This is a genomic window from Microbacterium sp. B35-04 (assembly GCF_010634885.1).
Lineage (GTDB): Bacteria > Actinomycetota > Actinomycetes > Actinomycetales > Microbacteriaceae > Microbacterium.
In genome coordinates, this window is sequence record NZ_MWLP01000037.1 from 47,461 (window position 1) to 65,821 (window position 18,361).

Below are 18,361 nucleotides of genomic sequence, written 5' to 3' on the forward strand. Positions count from 1 at the left end.
ATCGAGCAGCAGAGGCTGAACGGGCCAGTCGACGGACGGGGACCACGGCGGCAGGGTGGCCGAGCACCGCGCTGACGACCCACCTGCTCCAGATCCGTGCGCTTCGTGTCCGAACCGACGCGTCGCGAATGCGCTCGGATTGGTTCTTGAAACATAGTAGAGCGCACGATCATGTTCGAGCGAGGTCTCCGCAGACCTCTCGGTCTCCGCTAGGCGGAGCCGAAAACCAGATTCAGGCAGGGGTTTTCATGATTGATCAAGCGACGCCGAAGCGAGCACGCGGCGTGATGAGTGCGGTCCTGGCATCGGCAGCAGCAGCGGTTCTCTGCTTCGGGATGGCGGCGCCTGCACAGGCCGCGACCGGTTCCGCAGGCGACAGCTCCAAGAGCAAGCAGGCGGAAGCGGTCTTCGAGAAGGTCTATTACGCCGAGGACCCGGCGGCGACGCTCTCCACCCTGTCGACGGGTGATCGTGCGCTGTTCGACGCGTGGACCTCGGTCGGCAAGGTCGAGGTGTCGAAGTCCGTCTCCCCCGCGCCCATCACCAACGCCGCCCCGTCGGTCTCGACGGACTCCGTGAGCCTCGCCGCCGTTGCCGCCGCTGCGTGCTCCTCCTACACGTACCGTGGCGCGTTCTACAACAGCCTCGGAGGGAAGCTCGGGGACTTCTGGACGACGGGACAGGCCTGCCGTACGGGTAGCACCGTGAGCAGCGTCAGCTTCCTCGATGGCGGTGGAAAGACGAGCGCGCTCGGCTGGCGCTACGACGGCAGGACGACAGGCAAGGGCATCTCCTCCAACGTGGGCAAGGTCTACGGCGCCTACACCTTCAAGCTGAACATCGCCGGCGTCGATGTCCAGCAGCCGACCTACTGCGCGCGCACGGTTCACACCGGCGGCGCCGACTTCGGCGATTTCGTCTGCGGACTCTGACCGCGACTGGGGCTGGTGCGGCGTTACGATGTACCGACCGCACCAGCCCCGGACCACCAGGAAGGGCAACTATGCAGGCGGAGCGCGATACACCGACAGCACTCGATTCGTCAGCCCTGGCACTCGCCCTCGCTGCAGGCACGGTGCTCGCGGTGATCGTCGGTGCCGTGTTCGCACCGTGGGCGATGCTGATCGCCGCAGCATTTGCAGTGGTGTCCGCCGCGAGAGGGCTCTACATGATCTCCCAGCGCGGTCTGCAGATCGGCCCGGCCGTGGTCGTGACGTTGAATGGGCTTCTGTTCGCTGCGATCCTCATCGCGGCGCTCCAACCCTGACGGAATGGTGCACCGGTCGCCGGCGCACCGGCCACCGCCATCACCCTTCGCCCACCCCGTGCCACCACGGGCAGTCGGTGAGTCACCGTTTGCCGTATTGCGCTCGGTACCATTCGATCGCGTCCGACTGCAGCCGAAACGGCCTCGACGAGAAGCCGGCCAGGGCACCCCGCTGACCCTGAGAAGAGAACCAGTTCGGCTGCGTCAGCATGTCGATCTGGTGGTCGGAGAGACCCGCCTCGGCGAGGCGTTCGCGGATCTTGAGCGGCTGGGCCGGACTAGTCCGGCCGAGCCCGAGTCGCGCGGTGGTTGCCCAGAGGATCGCGAGAGGTGAACTCGGCAGGTCGTGGACAGCGTTCACCACAGCGCTCGCACCCTCATGCAGCGCCCAGACCTGCGACGCGAGGCTCTCGACGCTGATCGTCGAGATCATGGACGCACTCGGTAGGCCGCCCACTCGCGCGGCGACGTGGAGCAGTCCCGGAATGAACCATCGATCCCCTCGGCCGTAGACCAGGTGAGGGCGAATCACCGAACCCCCGGCGGCGATGATCCGGCGCTCCGCGGACAGGCGACTGTGACTCGCCGCCGACGACGGCGCAGTCGGAGTCGACTCATCCGCGCCCGAGAACGCTCCCCGACCGTACACGCCCGTCGTGCTCACATAGGTGATGTTGGAGATACCCAGCCGCGTCGCCGCCTGAAGGAGCACACGCGTGCCGCCGTCGTTGACATGCCACGCGAGCGCCGAGTCGGTTCCGACATACGAGACACAATGGACTATCGAGTCGACCCCGCGAGCGGCGTCGAGCACCTCGGACAACTGCGTGACGTCGACAGCATCGACGGACCCGTCGCCGCCACCGCTGCGAGAGGTCAGCCGCAGTGAGCGTGATCGTGCCACGCGGGATACCGCGGTCCCGACGAAGCCGGTCGCACCGGTGATGAGCGTTCGAGATTGCATGTCACATTCCGGGAGATGAAAAAGGTAGGCACTACGCTCTTATGGAAGGGGGCAGTCATGGTCCAACAGCAGCGCGCTGCTGAAACCCGAGAGACCCTTGTCAACGCCGCCGCCACGGTCTTCGGTCGACAGGGCTATCGCGCCACGACCTTGAGGGACATCACCAAGGAAGCCGGCGTCACCCAGGGCGCACTCTATTTCCACTTCGAGTCCAAACGCGAGCTCGCCGAAGAGGTCATCCGGCGACAGCACGAGATGTCCAGCGAGATCGGTACGCCGTTCCTGATCTCGAGCGAATCAGGGCTCGCGAGCGTGGTGCGCCTCTCCGGACGACTGGCGAACCAGATCCTGACCGAACCGATCGTGCAGGCCGGGCTACGTTTGAGCACCGAGTCCGCCGACGAACTCGCCGGCGCATCCGAGGCACCGTACCGCGACTGGATAAGCGCTTGCCGCGCCCTGCTCGAACGCGCCCGCGACGCCGGCGACACACGCGCAGACCTGGACCTCGACGCCGCAGCCGAGTTGGTGATCGCGTCCTTCACCGGGACGCAGTTCGTGTCGGCCGCTGTCGCCGGCAGCGCCGACCTCATCGACCGCCTGGGACGCATGTGGCCCCTCCTCCTCGCTGGAATCGCGCGTGACCCCGGGCATCCCGCCATCTCCTCCGCCGACGCACTCATCCGGGACAATGCGCGGGAAGGCACGCCCGGGTAGGGGCCACGCGGACGGTCGCCGACATCGCCATGGCGTCGTCGTCACCGGTCAGAGCCTGGATGCGGATGCGCTCCCCCGGACCTTGCGCCTCCCTCGACGCGACAACCAATTCCAGTCGCTCATCGAACTCCACGTAGCGGTGGAAGCTTCCGTCGAAATGTTGGATGCGCGGACCATGGACCACGGATGCCGTCGCGGCGCCGATGCAGGCTGCTTCGAAGATCACCATCCCCGGTAGGTGGTCGACCGCGTGGTCGAAGAAGAGCGGGTCGGATTCGTCGACCTCGACCCGCCAACGAGAGCGGTCGGGCGGGTGGACGGCGACATTGCGGAGGGTGATCGGCTCGGCCTTGCGGCGGGTGGATGGCACCGGCTCGCGTGGAGGGATGTTCGATCTGAGCCGGGCGTAGACGTTGGCTGCGACGACTCTGAGGTACCCCTGACCTGAGGCCACGCGCGCACCGCCCGACAGCAGCGTCATCTCACTGGTCAGCGAGGACAGCGCACCCGCTCGCGCCGTCACGTCGCGAGCACCGATCAGAAGCCGGTCCGGAGGATGCGATCGCAGCGAACACGCCTCCAGATCGAAGACCATGCGGTCCATGATGAAGGCCCAGTCCAGCGCTGTGGAGTGCAGGAGGTGGGCAGACGCGATGGTCGCCTGTCGAAGAGCCTCGGCGACGAAGCTCGCATCGCTCAACGCGCTCGACATCCCCCCGCGTGGACCGCCGAGGTCGAACTCGAGCACGTCCTCCGAGCTGCGGCGAACCCGCCGCAGCAGCATCTGCCCCCTCGCCTCCTTGTGCACCAGCGAACGATGAACCATCTGCCAATCCGGCCGGGTTCTCGGGCCGGACGGTCCCGGTCGGGCGTGCAGCGCAGCAGCGTCGGGGAGCTGCATCAGTCCATTCATGGGGAAGATTGTAGTTACTACGTTTCTATGGATACGGTGGTTGTGGATAACCCCGCCGGACGGCCGAAGTGGTCTGCTCCGGCCAACGAAGAAACGAGCAAAGATGCGAACTACCCGTGTCGTCGGCATTGCCGCAGCCGCAGTCCTGACCGCTGGACTCACCCTTGGAATCGGATCAGCCGCGGTAGCAGCGCCGTCGTTCAGTGGAGGCGCCAAGACGTGCTCCGTACCCCTGCCCTACGTGAACGTGCAGTCGAAGGCCACGGGACGCGTGAACCACCAGTCCGGCGTGACCGTCTACGGTTCGTGGAACAACGGCTCGACGTATCAGTGGCGGTGGACCAACCACGGCAAGAGCGTGCCCGACTGGAAGACCTTCCTGACCGGTGTGGGGGGCGACATCCAGACAGGAACGGCCTACTGCGGCTTCTGACGAGTTCTCGGCCCTTCGCGATGGCGCTCTGCGTCGGCGCCGCACTCGCGGTCGCCGGGTGCGGAACGGGACCGCAGAGTATTGCAGGCACCGCCGGCGATCCGAGCGACACCTCGATCCGGGCATACCTGGAGTCCAACGCGACCGCCCTAGCGAGCTCTTACGGCATCCAAGACCCTCCCGATGTCGAGATGATCCGCCTCATCGAACTCGACGAGTGGGCTGACACGCAGCGCGAGTGTCTGCGGGAGGCGGGCTTCGATGTGCAGCTCACGGCCGACGGCGAGGGGCTGACGTATCCACCAGCGACCGATACGGCGGTGACGAAGAACCGGAACCTCGCCATCTACACCTGCGAGATGAAATACCCCGTCGACCCGAAGTACATGACGCCGCTCACGACGGTCCAGCTCGAGGACCTCTACCAATACCGCGCCGGTGAGCTCGTGGCGTGTATGGAAGACCAGGGATACACAGTCCCCAGCAAGCCGCCGAGCCAGGAGGTCTTCGTCGAGGACGGCGGTCAATGGTCGCCGTACGAGGGCGTGGCGATCGACGACGGCGACCTCAAGCGCGTGATCGAAGCCTGCCCTCAGGTGCCGGCAGACCTCTACGAACAGTGAGCGCGAAGCCAGCCGGGAACACCCGACGTGGTCCCGCGTCCTCGAGGGCTGCCAGTCGTGTGATCGAGCCGCACCGGAGTCGGCTCCCGGTGGGCGTCGGCGGTGAGGATCCTCCCGGCCACCACAACCGGAACGCGGGAGCCACGGCGACGCCCGGGGAGCGGGAACAAGACGTGAGCAGGACGCGGAACGGCCTGACGCGGCGCGTCGGGCTGTGGCTGGCGCTGGCTGGACTCTGCTTGGCCGTGGGCGCCGCCGTAGGGTGGGCGCTCACCGTCGTGCTCACCCCCGTCGACGATGGATTGGATTCCGACCGGTACACCTTCGTCTCCGTCGAGAGCGGCGAGGTCGGGGCGAGCATCCAGTTGAACACTGTCGCCGAATGGAAGCCCGAGCCGGCGGGGACGAATCGTGCCGTCGGCGTGGTCACCGGGGTTGACACCGACTCCGGCGACGAGGTCGGGCAGGGATCCGTGCTCTACAGCGTCGACCTGCGTCCAGTGGTCGTCGCGCAGGGCGAGGTACCAGCGTTCCGATCTCTCACCACCGGCACGGAAGGCGCCGACGTCACGCAGTTGCAGCAGATGCTCGCAGCCCGCGGTCATTACTCCGGAGCGCTCGACGGCAAGGTCGGAGGCAGCACCGTCGCCGCGATCAAGAGGTGGCAGCAGCAGCTGGGGATCCCGGCCACGGGGGTCGTCGAAACGGGGGATGTCATCTTCGTCCCCATCCTTCCGACTCGCGTCAGCCTGGACGATGCGATCATCTTCCGCGGCGCCACCCTGGCCGGAGACGAGGAAGCGGTCAACAGCCTCCCTCCCGCGCCCATGTTCTCCATGCCGGTCACCGAGGCCCAGGCGATGATGATCCCGACGGGAAGCCAGGTCGAGATCACATCGCCGGACGGGACGACATGGGTCGGGGCCGCAGCCAGGCAGATCACCGAAGCGGCGACGTCGACGATCACGGTCAGCCTGGAGCGAGCTGACGGCGAGCCGATATGCGGCGAGCAGTGCAACCAGATCCCCGTGATCGGGCAGTCGTTGCTCGCCTCCCGGGTCGTCACCGCTGAGACCGTGAATGGGCTGGTCGTCCCGTCCGCCGCCCTGGTCAGCGGCGCTCACGGGCAGATCGAGGTCGTCACCGAAGGAGGGAGGCGGATGCCCGTCGCCGTGGTCGCCGCAGCGCGGGGAATGACTGTCATCGAGGGCGTCGAACGGGGATTGCGTGTGCGCGTGCCCGGCAGGGACCGTTGACGTGCTCCGCGCTCAGAATCTGACGTTCGGCTATCCGCACGCCTCAGAGCCCGCGTTCGCGGACTGGACCGCGGAGTTCACCGCAGGCACCACCACCGCGCTCACCGGCCCCTCCGGTCGGGGCAAGTCCACACTGCTGTACCTGCTCGGCCTCATGCTCCGGCCCACGTCGGGTGAGATCTTCGTCGACGGAAGGCCGGCGTCACGTTCCGATGACTCGACCAGGGCGCACCTCCGCGCGAAGAGGTTCGGCTTCGTCTTCCAGGACGCCGCACTCGACCCCACGCGCACGGTCATCGACAACGTCACAGAGACGGCGCTCTACCGCGGCGTGAGTCGAAGCGCCGCGGCGCATCGGGGGCGTGCGCTGCTGGACCGCTTCGGTGTCGAGGTGCCGTCGAATCGCAAGCCCGGGCAGGTATCGGGAGGTCAAGCGCAGCGGATCGCGCTCTGCCGGGCTCTGCTCAGCGCGCCGGCGATCCTGCTCGCCGATGAGCCCACCGGCAACCTGGACCCGGTCACGACGGCGGTTGTCGTCGATGCCCTCAGGGACCACGCCGCGACGGGCGCCACCGTCATCGTCGTCACGCACTCACCCGACGTCGCGGCCGCCTGCGACCGTCGGATCGAACTATGACGGTCGCGGGATTCCGACTTCAGGTCATCGCGCTGACCCGTGAGGCCTGGGCGACCTCCATCGCCCAGCCGGTCGCGTCGGGCGTCACAGTGCTCGTGGTGATCGGGATGATCCTGACCGTGATGCTCACCTCGGGACGGACGATCGGCGCGGAACAAAAGGTGCTCGCCTCGATCGACACCGCGGGAACTCGCACGCTGCAAGTCCGTGCCGAGGCGGACGCCGGCCTCACCGCAGACGTGCTGACCCGTATCGCCCACATCCACGGCATCGAATGGGCGGCCGCATTCTCGGCGCCGGTCGACGCGACCAACACCGTGATTCCCGATGGCGCCCGAGTGCCGGCAAGACTCGCATACGGCTCGCACCTCGAGCGGCTCGGAGTACCCCGCGGCTCACCACTCCCCGGCGCGGTGGCATACGCGTCGCCGGCTGCACTGGATCTGCTCGGGCTACCCGACGTCGCCGGCTCCATCACGACGACCACCGGCTCGAGCTACGACGTCGTGGGCCAGATCTTGCCGCCCGAGTTCCTCAGCGGATTCGAGCCCGCCGTATTCGTCCCGCAACCCCACGCAACAGGTTCCGAAGCCGTCGCGGCGCTGGTGGTGATCACGGAGGATCCGGCGTTGGTCGGGCCGGTCTCGGATGCGGTGTTGTCCGTGCTCGCGGTCGACGACCCCACGAAGGTGACGATCCAGACGTCAGAGGAGCTCGCACAGCTTCGTCTCCTCGTGCAGAGTCAGCTCGCGAGCTTCTCACGTGGCCTCGTTCTCGTCACCCTCGCGACGACCGGGGTGCTGGTTGCGGTGATCCTCTTCGGACTGGTGATGATGCGCCGGAGGGACTTCGGGCGCCGGCGTGCGCTGGGCGCAACCCGCGGACTGATCGTCGCGCTCCTGCTGACGCAGACGGCGGTTCTCACGCTCACAGGCGTCGGCGTCGGGATGGTCGCGTCGACCATCGCGCTCATCGCAAGCGGAGATCCCCTGCCGGGACCCTCCTTCGGCGCTGCCATCTCAATGCTCACCCTCGCGACCACCATCGGCGCAGCTCTGCTCCCCGCCGTCTTCGCGAGCACCCGCGAACCGATCCGTGAGCTCCGCGTGGCCTGACCGATGCGCCACGCTTCTTTCTTCGATTTACTTAGAACCTCTGCTCTGATTAAAGAACACGGCCTCGCGCTGACTCAGGGTGATAATGACATTGCCATACGCCACGTCACTCCCGGTGCCGAGGCGACGTGCCCGGAAGAGAAGCGCCTGGATGCTGACACCCCACTGCTCCTTGAGCGTCCCGAGGACATCCCACGCGCGGGCGTTCATCGACGTCGACAGAAGGTCACGCATCTCCGGAGCAGGCATGAGCAGTTCGGACGCGAACCGGTTCGCTTGGTCCTCCACAACGCGGCCGCCGGGTTCGGCGTCGCGGTGCATCACCAAGTGTCCGACCGTGAGCGACGTCGAACCGCTGCCTGTAGTAGTCGCTCTTCACGAGGTTGAGCGACACAACCGGGCGGGTCGCGGACTCGAAAGAGTACGCGTCCACCGCGGAGGTCTGCCCGGTGCAGCTGGGGCACATTCGAGGCACGAAGCCGGTACCCGGCAACTGACTCCCGTGGCCTCAGTGGCGGCACGCGTGCGCTCATCGACCCGCTACGTCCAGGATTGGTGACCTAAGGCGGGAGGAGTGATCACAGCTCCAGGCGATGCCCCGCCAAATTGGTTAGGACTGGGTTGTTGTCGGAGTGGAACCAGATAGCGAGACCGCCTGAGCAGTAGCTGACCTCAGCATTGCCGGTTGCAATGTCGGTCGACTGCACGAGTACTCGGTCGTCGGCGGCGAGAGTGTGAATATTGCCCCATGGTTCTATCTGCAGAGTCCATTCGGCGTCCTCTGCGCAAGAGAGCGTAAGCGTGGGTTTTGGGCCCGACTCAGTCATCAGCGTCTCCCTCTCCGCTCAAGTGCGCCACCGCTTGTCATCCAAAGTAGCGGCGCCGGCTGCGCGATGACCGATCGACCAACGAGCGGACACGACTCGGGCGAGGGTCGAGGAAACCCGGGTCGGAGACGGGTCGGGTATTGACTTTCGATGGGTCGTCTATCGAAAGTCAATGCATGGCTTCTGACCTGCCCCGCCCGTCCCTCGCTCTTGTCGTTGTCATCCAGTCAGTTCTGGGCGTCTTGCTCCTCGGCGGCGTGGGGGCGATTGTGTTTCTTCCTGGCACCTCAGCGAACATCGCGGCAACCTTCCCTGAATACGCAGATTTGCGTGGGCCGATGCTCGCGCTGTCCATCGCGATCACCGTGCTCGCTCTCGTCGCGCTGGCCATGGTTGCAGTGCTCGTGCACCGCTCTTACCGCGGAACCGTGCGGACTCGCTCCTCGCTGTTGTGGATCGACGTGATCGTCACCACACTCGCCTGCACTGTCGTGCTCGTGATCATCAGTTTCATCGTGATCAGTAACGCGCAGGCAGGCACACCGTTGCTCGCTCTCATGCAGGTGGCGGCGTGTCTGGCCCTTATTGCGCTCGCGTGGATCGCTCTCTCGCTCCGATCGCGCCTCGGGCACTCGATCCCTTCGCACTGAGCTGGACGAGCTCGTCCCCTCCAGAGCCGATCGGCATCGGCGAACGTCGCGCTGCCGAAAAACCGAGGGCGAAAGCGGACCCTACACGTGTGACAGTCTGGCGCTCATGGTTCATCACGTCGCGGTTGGAGCTCTTGTACGCAACGGGCGCGTACTTATGGTTCATCGTCGACCGGACCTGAATAATGCCCCGGATCGCTGGAGTTTCCCCGGCGGCCACGTCGAACCAGGCGAGACCGCAAGCGACGCACTCACCCGAGAACTGCGCGAAGAGCTCGGCATCGACGTGGTGGTCGCCGGCGAACCCGACCTTTCCGTTGATGAAAACGAGCATCCTGCCGACGGGCTGGTGATTTCCCTCTGGGTCGTCCGGCGGTGGCATGGAAGCCCGGAAAATACGGCTCCTGACGAGACGGACGAATTGAGATGGGTCGATGCCGGGGATCTCAACGGCCTACGACTCGCCCATTGGACCTGCCGGGACGTAGTCCTCAAGCACGCGCCGCAAGCCGTCCTAGCACCGACAATCACAACTGTCTCGGCACTCCAGGCCTGACCGGGGTGGGGGGATCATTCGCCGCGCTGTGAAGCGCCTCTTCGTAAGCTGTTGCCGTGGCAACTGTGCGTGGCGTCGGCTTTGACCTCGACGGCACCTTGTTTGATCATCATGGATCCGCGTCAAGGGGCCTCGACGAGTTCGTTGTATCGCTGGGCGTCAAACCGACCCCTCAGGCACGGGCGGTGTGGTTCGCAGCTGAGGAGATTCAGTTCGAGCGATGGCGAGCCGGTGAGATCAGCTTCCAAGAGCAGCGCCGGGAGCGGCTGCGGAGCGTGCTGCCAGCTCTTGGTGTTCAGCCGCCGGCGTACGGGGCAGAGCTCGACGACCTGTTCGAACATTATGCCCGGGCGTACCGAAGCGCTTGGCAGGCATATCCGGATAGCGTCCGACTGATACATGAACTCCGCTCGGCCGGGCTTCGTGTCGGCGTACTAACCAACGGGACTGAGGAGCAGCAACTCAACAAGCTGAAGGCGATCGGTTTGCTCGATTCTCTCGACGTTGTCTGCACGTCCGAACGGATCGGGGCGCAGAAACCCGCCCCGCACGCATTTCGCGCCTTCGCCGAGGAGCTTGGGGTGAGCACCGAAGAGTGTTTGTTCGTCGGCGACAACGCCGAGCATGACGTTGCCGGCGCCCGTGCTGCAGGAATGCGCGCGCTCCTCATCGACCGTCGGGGCGACCATGCTGACGGTATCGCGGCCTCCGTCTACGAGTGCATCGCGCTGGACCATTGACCGATCGACTTGCGAAACCATGGGGCGATCCTCAGCGACCCGCGACTGGCCCCTCGAACGGCTGAAGCGTAAGCCGCGGTGAGTGTCGCTAGAGTCCGGACATGGAACGGACCGCCCAGACCCTTTACCGAGACTTCGCTGAGCTGGAGGCCCGTGGCGTCTCGGACACGTACTTCGAGTGGGCGCAAAACGTCGCCGAGGACGGTGAAGTGCTGGGACTGATCGAGCAGCTGCCCCCGGCGAAACGGCAACCCAACCTCGTCTTCGCCGCGGCTCGCTACCGTGGCGCGCCGGAGGCCGGGTACCCGCTCTTTCGCGAGTGGCTGACGTCCAACTGGTCCGAGGTCGTCCCAACGGTCATGGATCGCGCCACGCAGACCAATGAAGCCGCCCGGTGCGCCGTCTTGCTCCCTGCCCTGAGCAAGCTCGATGGCCCCGTGTCCCTCATCGAAGCTGGCGCGTCGGCAGGGCTGTGTCTCTACCCCGATCGCTACAGCTACCGCTATGCCACCTCAGGAGGAACCGTCGCCCTCGACCCGCTTGAAGGTCCCAGCACAGTGGTCCTGCCGTGCTCGATCGACACCATCGGCGTGCCCGACGGCATCCCTGAGGTGGTCTGGCGAGCCGGCGTAGACCTCAACCCCATCGATGTCCGCGACGACAAGCAGCTGGCCTGGCTGGAGACGCTTGTGTGGCCGGAGCACGAAGCGAGACGCCTCCGTCTCCGCGCCGCAGCCGCCATCGCTGCAACCCAACCCGCCGAACTCATTCGAGGCGACATTCTCGAGGAGATCCCGGCGCTGATCGCGCAAGCACCGGCGGGATCGCACGTCGTCGTCTTCCACAGCGCAGTCCTCGTCTACCTTGCGCCCGATCGTCGCGAGGCCTTTGCCGACCTGATGGCAGCCATGCCAGATGTTACCTGGATCAGCAACGAAGGCGCCCGCGTACTTCCGTCCATCGCGGATCAGCTCGACTCCGCTCCCGACGGTCGGATGGTGCTCGCCGTCAACGGCGAGGCAGCCGCACGAACCGGACCACACGGCCAGAGCTACGAATCGATCCCTCCCGCTCGCTAGAACACGATCACTGCCCGCACGACGCCCGACTCTCGTGCGGGCGGCGTAGCCGAGAGACTGCACCTTCATACTTGTGACGTGGCAAGCATCGACGAGTTGAACCAACGGGCAAACGTCGGGCAACGTGCTGCTGTCGCGGCTACATTCCGACTCCTGGGGGAACCACCTCATCCGAAATTGGTGTCGACCGACAGTGATGACCACAGGGTGCTCGTCGGCCGATGAGGCAGCGACTCAATTCAGTCGTGGCCTTCCCGCCGACACTCAGCGATATGCGGTTGAGGCTGGCGAAGTGCGCTCTGCAAGCGGTTGCTAAGCGCAGCTCGGAGCGCCAGCGGAGAGCGGAGTCTGCAAAGAGCGAGCAGGGCGAACGGAGCTGGCATCGGCCGCTACACTTGCGCTGTCGGAGGGAGGACCTCCGGGATACTCTGCGCGACAACTGGTTGGTCCCTCGAGATGTGGTGCGTAATGCACGCATCGGGCTTCGCGCCGAGTCCGCAAAAAGTCCGCAGAATCTCCGATTCGCATCGATTCCGCGCTTCCCTCACCAACCGACAACCCGCGGAATTCCGCGGATCTCCATGCTTCCCCTCACACCTCAATCACCCTGATGCCGTTCATCAACAACTGCAGACGCGACGGTCGCGGACGTGTGACAATTTGCGGGGAGTCGTCGGATCTGTGTGGGTACCGTCGTCGTCGACCAGCAGCCCGCCCTCCGCTCCTCTCGCGGGCTCGCACGGCATCCGAGTTGCCCACATTTTGCCCACACTTTCGCGAAAACGACCCACAACCGACATGATCGAGGAGCATCAAAGCTGCCTCTGCTTCCGCGGAATTACGCGGTTTACGGACCAATTGGTCGTTCTTCGTTAACGCCGGGGTTCAGTTCGACTCCCGCCGTCGCGTCGGGTCGTGAGTCCTCTCCCGCTCAGCGCTGCACAACGTCTCCCGAGCCCGACACGCGCACGTCGGTGCTCGGGTCGCCGGAGTACGTGACTTGACCGCTGCCCGAAAGGTCGACGGAGAGACTGTCGCTCGCCGAAACATCGACTTCGCCCGATCCGGAGAGGTTGACGACGGCATCCTGCGCCTCGAGCTCTTGGGCGTCGACGTGGCCGCTGCCCTCCAGGTCGACGGAGAGCTCGGCGGCGGAGCCCGTCAGGACGACGTCGCCCGACCCGGACAGCCGTACCTCGACACGATCGGCGTCGAGGTCCGACCAGTCGACGTCGCCCGAGCCATCGAGGTCGAGCTGTACGGTGCCGTCTGCGGAGACCGTCGCCTCGACATCGCCGGAGCCGTTCAGCTCGATCAGCTCCAGCCGGAGCACGGTCAGCTCGTACCGCACGTCGCCCAGCCCCATCGTGAAGCCAGGCTCGGCGGCCAGTACGAGGGTGTCGCCGTCTACCTCGGAAGTGAGACGCTCGATCACCCCCTCCGGAGCGTGCACCGTGAGTGCCGGCTCCCCCTCCGACACGACGAGATCACCGGATGTGTCGAGGACCACATGCGACACCTCGTCGATGTCTCGCTCCTCGGAGGTCATCGGCCCGACGGGGATCATCAGTGAGCACCCCGACAGCGCGAGGACCGACGCCGCGATCACGAGGGCGCCCGGCAGTCGGCATCCGATTCCATTCATCGGTGTCTCCCTCCTTCAGCGAAGGTGTGCCGTCAGGTCAACGGGCGGCCACCGACATCCCCTTGCCGGATGAAGGGCGACGCCGCGGAGAGCTTGAGCGCTCACAGCCATGCCCTTCGTCACCATGATGGGAGAACAAGCGCGCTCGTGCCACCCACCTGCGGAATCACCCGAGGTGCTGACGGGCGAAGCCGCCGAAGTCGGTGAGCGCGGTGCGCGCGGCATGGAGCACAGCGTCGGCGGCAGACCGGCCAGATGCGCGAACGGTGGCGAGACCCGCGGGTCATCGCGTGCCGGGCCGGGCGACAGATTGGTTGCGGCGAGCTCTTCCGAAGTACGGCCGGTCGAGGGTGTCGTTGTCGTCCGCGGAAGCGCCACCCACCGCGACCCAGCCGGCACGTGATCGCGCTCGTAGCTGAACGGGTTCAGCCGAGTGCGACGAAGCGCGCGGTCGCACCGCGGAAGGTGCTCGCCGGGCCGGCGCCCGAATAGCCCAGAGCATCAGTCGAGCCCGGCGGTGTCTCAGAGTGACGATCGACGAGTCGGCGATGCACGACGAGACGGTCACCGCGCGGACGAAAGAGCGCGCCCGCTCGAACGAGCACTCGGGCAGAAAAGGAGGTCATGGTTGCTGCTTCGTGATGGGCGCCGGCGACCCGGAGGCGCGCGACCGGCGGGGAGGAGGGGATGTCGATGGGCTTGCGGCTACGCGGCTTCGGCATGGCTCTGGCATTCGATGCAGGCGGCCGCGTACGGGAGCACCTCGAGCCGCGCGGGTGCGATCTGCCGACCGCACCGGGTGCATCGGCCATATGTCCCCTGGGTGATCCGATTCAACGCCGCGGTGATCTGCTCGATCGTGACGCGGTGGGATGCCGCCGTCTGATAGGCGACCGGGTCGATGCTCGGAAGAGCGAAGGGCTCGATCTCTTGAAGGGCCGCGAGCCGCTCCTCTAGCTGTCGCTCGAGCTCGCGCTGCGCCCCGGCAAGAGGGATGGCCTCAGTACTTTCGATGGTCATGGTGTGCTCCTTGGGTACAAAAAAGCGCCGCATGTGCGACGCGCTGGGTGTCCGGTTGGACCGATCGATGGAATCGGGTCCTACGGGGGCGCGACGCGACGGGTGGGCTGCACGAACAGTCCGTCCGCGTCGGTCCGCCGGGGCGGCAGCACCTCGTGGCGGGCGCCTGCGATGTCGACCACCGCAGTCACCACGGAGGCGTCGGTGAGACGCTCCGTGCGGTGCGGGCGGGCCATCGTGATCATGGCCATCACCATAGCCCGGTTCCAGAAAAAGGCAAGTCAGCGGGATTTCCGCAGATCCGGCGCACCGAGTTGACTTCCCTGGGAAGACGGCTATGGTCGGGGGTTCACCCGCCAGCCAACCAGGGGAAGCGAGTCGTCATGTCAGACAGATCGCCGCGAGCACGCGACGCGAAGAAGGTCGCTCAGTCGTCGCTCAAGGAGAAGCGCGCCGAGAAGCGCTCGAGCCAGGAGTCACGAGCGTTCATCAAGCCACGCAAGGGCGCGTCCGGTTGACGAACGACGCGGGCTCCTCGCCCCGAGGAGCCCGCGGCACCATCTCGATCACTCCGCAGACTGCGACGAGTACGTCAATCGCGGAACTGCCACCACCCGGCGCCAGATCTCCCCGACGTGGATGGCCGCCGCCGCCCTGATCCGCGCATCGGTCGGCAGTCAGTTGTTCTCGCCGGAGACGTCGATGAGCACCTTGCCTACGGCGCCCTTCTCGACGGCGTCGTGGGCCGCCGCCGTCTCCTCCAGCGGGAACCAGGTGAGTGGCAGTCCGGCGCCCTCACCGACGGGAAGCGCGCCGTCGCGCAGGGCCGCGGTGATGTCCTCGGCTGCAGCTGACAAGGCGCCTTCGCCCACCGTGTACAGCAGCAGCCCCTGGATCCGCACGTTCTTCGCGAAGGTCGGCCGCACGGGGATGGTGGCCTCCTCGCCGCCGTTATCGGCGTAGTACGCGATCGAGCCGTGGTTGGCGACGACCTGCCCGTCGAGACCCGCGTTCTGCGCGATCGACACCTCGACGATGTGGTCGACGCCGCCGGGTGCGAGCGCGGCGACCTGCTCGGCGGCGGCGTCGTCGCGATAGTTCACGATGTGGTGAGCACCCGCGGCGCGCGCCAGCGCGGCCTTCTCTTCACTCGAGATCGTCGCAATCACAGTCGCGCCCGCCCACACCGCGAGCTGAATGGCGGCGTGACCGACCGCGCCCGCTCCCCCGGCGACCAGCACGACGCGTCCATCGAGCGAGCCCGGCGACAGCCGTGCAGGCCCGAACTCGTGCACGGTGAGTGCCCGATGCGCTGTCATCGCGGGCACGCCGAGGCTCGCTGCGACATCGAAGCCGACGCCGTCGGGCAGCTTCACCGCCCGCGCGGCCGGGACGACCGTGTACTCCTGCGCGGTGCCGGTCGGGCGCTGGTGCTGGGCGAGGTACAACCACACGCGGTCTCCGACCGCGAGTTCCGTCACACCGTCGCCGACGGCATCCACCACCCCTGCGCCGTCCTGATTGGGCACGACCTCGTCGAACGCCGGCTTCGCTCCGCTTCCTGCGCGCGCCTTCCAATCGGTCGGGTTGACGCCTGAAACGGCGACCCTCACGCGCACCTCCCCTGGCCCGGGGAGAGCGGGCTCACGCTCTGCAAGCGAGAGGACGGACGAGCTGCCGGTGCGGGAGTAGACGATCGTTCGCATGTCGTCAGCCAACGCGCCGGCTGCCATGGGCATTTCCGATCGGCCTGGGCACGCCGCACGGGGAACGACGTTCTCGCACCCTGCAGGGTCAGGAACTGCTGCTGGAACTCGACGAACGATCGGGCAAGTAGGGCTCGATGGCGGCGGCGAGCTTCGCCGGCGACATCGACTGCAGCCAGATGCGACCCGGTCCATGGATCTCCGCAAGGAACAGCGAGTCACCGAAGAACTTGTTCTTGATGCCCTTCACCGAGCTGAACTCCAGGTGCATTTCGGCCTCGAACATCGCGAGGTGCCCGGGATGAATGAGCAGGGACTGACCGGCCGTCAGCTCGTACTCGGTGATCTCCCCGGCCAGCTGCACCCACGCCGTGCCGTTCCCGGCCAGCCTCTGGAAGACCACTCCCGCGCCGCCGAAGATGCCGGCGCCGAGCTTCTTCTGCACCCCGACCGACACCTCGACTCCGGCGGTGCTCGCCGAGTACGACCCCTGCTGGACCATGAACGAATCCGCGGCGTCGATGTCGAGCTGTCGGATCGTGCCCGGCAGCTGCGCGGCGAACGCGAGCAGCCCGCCCTGCGCGGGAGCCGTGTACTCGGTCAGGAACAACTGCGCGCCGCCGAGCACCCGCTTGAGACCGCTCATGAAACCGCCCTGCCCGCCGGTGCCGTGCACGGTCGAGGTGTCCAAGGCGAAGCCGGGCGACATCCACGCGACGTCACCGCCCTCAGCGACGATCTTCTCCCCAGACTCGAGCGTCAGCTCGAGAATCGGCATGGTCGTACCCGCGATCGTCGACTTCATGCGATCCAAACTATTCACTGACTCGGCGAGACGAGCGCTATTCACTGGAGCGGACCTCTGTGCTAGCGGGCGGGCCAGCTTCGCAGTTCGACGATGAGTTGATCGAGACATTCGGATTGGCCTGGCTTCGGAGAAACACAGCCCGAGCTCGGCGGCGTGGATCGCATTCCACGCCCTCACCGCACTGGGATCAGCACCATACCCCCCGACCATGACCTCGAACGACCGCGGGTCTTTCCGTGATGCCCCCATGCGGCCCGCGACAACTCTCTGAGAGGGTCGCCCAGATGTGCTCTCTCCCAGTCGACGATCGGGCCGCTCGGTCATTCACCCCCCGTCCGCGTCATCCGCCAACCGTCGCGGCACGGAACGCGCGCCGAGTGCGGCACCGGCCGACGCCCCGACGACGCAGAGCACGGCAGCCCATTGCGCCGGCGACAGCGACTCCCCCAGCACGACCAGCCCGACGAGGGCCGCGGCGGCAGGTTCCAGGCTCATGAGGATCCCGAACAGCTGTGGCGGCATCCGGCGCAGGGCCTCGAGGTCGAGCGTGTAAGGGATGACGGACGACAGCACCGCCACGCCCAGCCCCGCCGCCAGGACCCCCGGGTGCACCAGCGCCGCTCCACTCTCGGCGAGGCCGACGGGTGCCGCCACGATCGCCGCGACCGCCATCCCCAGTGCGAGGCCGTTCCCCTCGGTGGTGTGGCGGCCGAGCGCGGCACTGGCGAGGATGTACAGACCCCAGCACGCCCCGGCCCCGACCGCGAACAGCACTCCGAGCAGGTCGAGGTCTCCGCCGCCTTCCATCAGCAGCACGACGCCGGCCGCCGCGAGGAGCGCCCAGGCGGCATCGCGCCAGCGCCTCGAGCCCGCGAGCGCGACCGCGAGCGGGCCCAGCAGTTCGATGCTCACAGCAATCCCCAGCGGAATCCGGGCGAGCGCCAGATAGAAGAGCAGATTCATCAGCGCGAGCACCGCGCCGTAGACGATCACGCTCCCCCACGCACGACGCGTCATCCGCAGCGGCGGGCGCCAGACGAGAAGCAGAATGACCGCCGCGAAGAACAGCCGCAGCGTCACCGTGCCGAAGCTGCCGACGGCGTCGAAGAGGCTTTTTGCGAGGGCGGAGCCCAGCTGGACGCTGAGGATGCCCAGCAGCACCAGTCCTGTCGGTGGGACGCGGCCGAAGAGCCGCCCACCCCACGACGTCAGGGGTCATCACGTCGGCATGCGCCGCGTATGGTCCTGTCGTCAGCGGTCAAGGTCACCCGTCCAGTCTTGACGATTTGGCGCCGGCTGTCACCCCATCTGCCGCGCCGGCGCTCCCCGCCACTGTCAGAGCGAAGGACGATGACGGATGCCGCAGCCCTCGGCTGCGGCATCCGTCATCGTTAACGCGGTGCGA

Annotated in this window: 22 protein-coding genes; 13 read left to right on the forward strand and 9 right to left on the reverse strand. The window is 66.6% G+C overall.

The genetic code is table 11. The annotated features are described in order from the left end of the window. Positions 1 to 335 precede the first annotated feature (335 nt). Positions 336 to 932 (forward strand): hypothetical protein, encoded by a 597-nt coding sequence (locus B1729_RS10405; protein WP_163632614.1) that lies wholly within the window; start codon positions 336 to 338, stop codon positions 930 to 932. Positions 933 to 1,003: 71 nt separating this feature from the next. Next, positions 1,004 to 1,267, forward strand: coding sequence for a hypothetical protein (locus tag B1729_RS10410; RefSeq protein ID WP_163632616.1), 264 nt, complete (start codon positions 1,004 to 1,006; stop codon positions 1,265 to 1,267). Positions 1,268 to 1,349: 82 nt separating this feature from the next. Here the strand turns inward: B1729_RS10410 and B1729_RS20750 are convergent, their stop codons facing one another. Beyond that, positions 1,350 to 1,700, reverse strand: a complete 351-nt coding sequence (locus tag B1729_RS20750) for a hypothetical protein (protein ID WP_239539589.1) — start codon at positions 1,698 to 1,700, stop codon at positions 1,350 to 1,352. 546 nt (positions 1,701 to 2,246) lie between these two features. Here B1729_RS20750 and B1729_RS10420 point away from each other — a divergent pair. Beyond that, positions 2,247 to 2,948: a ScbR family autoregulator-binding transcription factor gene (locus B1729_RS10420; RefSeq protein ID WP_163632620.1), complete on the forward strand. Its 702-nt coding sequence runs from the start codon at positions 2,247 to 2,249 to the stop codon at positions 2,946 to 2,948. Here B1729_RS10420 and B1729_RS10425 read toward each other — a convergent pair. Continuing rightward, positions 2,911 to 3,774, reverse strand: a complete 864-nt coding sequence (locus B1729_RS10425; protein WP_163632622.1) for an AfsA-related hotdog domain-containing protein — start codon at positions 3,772 to 3,774, stop codon at positions 2,911 to 2,913. The genes B1729_RS10420 and B1729_RS10425 overlap by 38 nt on opposite strands. Before the next feature lie 190 nt (positions 3,775 to 3,964). On the opposite strand from B1729_RS10425, the gene B1729_RS10430 reads away from it, so the two are divergent. The 5 genes from B1729_RS10430 to B1729_RS10450 all read left to right on the forward strand — a co-directional run bounded on the left by B1729_RS10430 (position 3,965) and on the right by B1729_RS10450 (position 7,925). Continuing rightward, the gene (locus tag B1729_RS10430) at positions 3,965 to 4,294 is read left to right on the forward strand and encodes a hypothetical protein (protein ID WP_163632624.1); all 330 of its coding nucleotides are present in this window, start codon (positions 3,965 to 3,967) and stop codon (positions 4,292 to 4,294) included. Between the two features lie 20 nt (positions 4,295 to 4,314). Beyond that, positions 4,315 to 4,917: a hypothetical protein gene (locus B1729_RS10435; RefSeq protein WP_163632626.1), complete on the forward strand. Its 603-nt coding sequence runs from the start codon at positions 4,315 to 4,317 to the stop codon at positions 4,915 to 4,917. 173 nt (positions 4,918 to 5,090) lie between these two features. Further along, positions 5,091 to 6,173 (forward strand): peptidoglycan-binding domain-containing protein, encoded by a 1,083-nt coding sequence (locus B1729_RS10440; RefSeq protein ID WP_239539590.1) that lies wholly within the window; start codon positions 5,091 to 5,093, stop codon positions 6,171 to 6,173. Between the two features lies 1 nt (position 6,174). Then, positions 6,175 to 6,810 carry an ATP-binding cassette domain-containing protein gene (locus B1729_RS10445; protein WP_239539591.1) on the forward strand — a complete coding sequence of 212 codons (636 nt, stop codon included), beginning with the start codon at positions 6,175 to 6,177 and terminating at the stop codon, positions 6,808 to 6,810. Next, on the forward strand, positions 6,807 to 7,925 hold the full coding sequence (locus tag B1729_RS10450; protein WP_163632632.1) for an FtsX-like permease family protein: 1,119 nt from the start codon (positions 6,807 to 6,809) through the stop codon (positions 7,923 to 7,925). The genes B1729_RS10445 and B1729_RS10450 overlap by 4 nt, the downstream gene beginning before the upstream one ends. Positions 7,926 to 7,952: 27 nt before the next feature. On the opposite strand, the gene B1729_RS10455 is transcribed toward B1729_RS10450, so the two are convergent. Beyond that, positions 7,953 to 8,246 carry an ImmA/IrrE family metallo-endopeptidase gene (locus B1729_RS10455; RefSeq protein WP_204318903.1) on the reverse strand — a complete coding sequence of 98 codons (294 nt, stop codon included), beginning with the start codon at positions 8,244 to 8,246 and terminating at the stop codon, positions 7,953 to 7,955. Positions 8,247 to 8,928: 682 nt separating this feature from the next. On the opposite strand from B1729_RS10455, the gene B1729_RS10460 reads away from it, so the two are divergent. From B1729_RS10460 to B1729_RS10475, 4 genes are all read left to right on the forward strand, one after another. After that, the gene (locus B1729_RS10460; protein WP_163632633.1) at positions 8,929 to 9,402 is read left to right on the forward strand and encodes a DUF2975 domain-containing protein; all 474 of its coding nucleotides are present in this window, start codon (positions 8,929 to 8,931) and stop codon (positions 9,400 to 9,402) included. 106 nt (positions 9,403 to 9,508) lie between these two features. Next, on the forward strand, positions 9,509 to 9,958 hold the full coding sequence (locus tag B1729_RS10465; RefSeq protein ID WP_163632635.1) for an NUDIX domain-containing protein: 450 nt from the start codon (positions 9,509 to 9,511) through the stop codon (positions 9,956 to 9,958). A gap of 56 nt (positions 9,959 to 10,014) precedes the next feature. Next, complete coding sequence (locus B1729_RS10470; protein WP_204318904.1) at positions 10,015 to 10,698, forward strand: HAD family hydrolase; 684 nt, start codon at positions 10,015 to 10,017, stop codon at positions 10,696 to 10,698. 101 nt (positions 10,699 to 10,799) lie between these two features. After that, entirely contained in the window at positions 10,800 to 11,777 is a 978-nt protein-coding gene (locus tag B1729_RS10475) for a DUF2332 domain-containing protein (RefSeq protein ID WP_163632637.1), read from the forward strand. Positions 11,778 to 12,708: 931 nt separating this feature from the next. On the opposite strand, the gene B1729_RS10480 is transcribed toward B1729_RS10475, so the two are convergent. The 3 genes from B1729_RS10480 to B1729_RS10490 form a co-directional block, all read right to left on the reverse strand. Continuing rightward, positions 12,709 to 13,422 carry a head GIN domain-containing protein gene (locus B1729_RS10480; protein WP_163618063.1) on the reverse strand — a complete coding sequence of 238 codons (714 nt, stop codon included), beginning with the start codon at positions 13,420 to 13,422 and terminating at the stop codon, positions 12,709 to 12,711. A 705-nt stretch (positions 13,423 to 14,127) separates the two neighbouring features. Beyond that, positions 14,128 to 14,442: a TraR/DksA C4-type zinc finger protein gene (locus B1729_RS10485; protein WP_163632639.1), complete on the reverse strand. Its 315-nt coding sequence runs from the start codon at positions 14,440 to 14,442 to the stop codon at positions 14,128 to 14,130. A gap of 80 nt (positions 14,443 to 14,522) precedes the next feature. Continuing rightward, on the reverse strand, positions 14,523 to 14,687 hold the full coding sequence (locus B1729_RS10490) for a hypothetical protein (RefSeq protein WP_163617974.1): 165 nt from the start codon (positions 14,685 to 14,687) through the stop codon (positions 14,523 to 14,525). 138 nt (positions 14,688 to 14,825) lie between these two features. On the opposite strand from B1729_RS10490, the gene B1729_RS20875 reads away from it, so the two are divergent. Beyond that, positions 14,826 to 14,960 (forward strand): hypothetical protein, encoded by a 135-nt coding sequence (locus B1729_RS20875; RefSeq protein ID WP_275575843.1) that lies wholly within the window; start codon positions 14,826 to 14,828, stop codon positions 14,958 to 14,960. Between the two features lie 159 nt (positions 14,961 to 15,119). Here B1729_RS20875 and B1729_RS10495 read toward each other — a convergent pair whose 3' ends face one another. The 3 genes from B1729_RS10495 to B1729_RS10505 all read right to left on the reverse strand — a co-directional run bounded on the left by B1729_RS10495 (position 15,120) and on the right by B1729_RS10505 (position 18,117). Then, entirely contained in the window at positions 15,120 to 16,148 is a 1,029-nt protein-coding gene (locus B1729_RS10495) for an NADPH:quinone reductase (RefSeq protein WP_163632641.1), read from the reverse strand. Positions 16,149 to 16,236: 88 nt separating this feature from the next. Beyond that, positions 16,237 to 16,953: a TIGR00266 family protein gene (locus B1729_RS10500; RefSeq protein WP_163632642.1), complete on the reverse strand. Its 717-nt coding sequence runs from the start codon at positions 16,951 to 16,953 to the stop codon at positions 16,237 to 16,239. A gap of 327 nt (positions 16,954 to 17,280) precedes the next feature. Beyond that, complete coding sequence (locus B1729_RS10505) at positions 17,281 to 18,117, reverse strand: EamA family transporter (RefSeq protein ID WP_239525907.1); 837 nt, start codon at positions 18,115 to 18,117, stop codon at positions 17,281 to 17,283. Between the last annotated feature and the right edge of the window lie 244 nt (positions 18,118 to 18,361).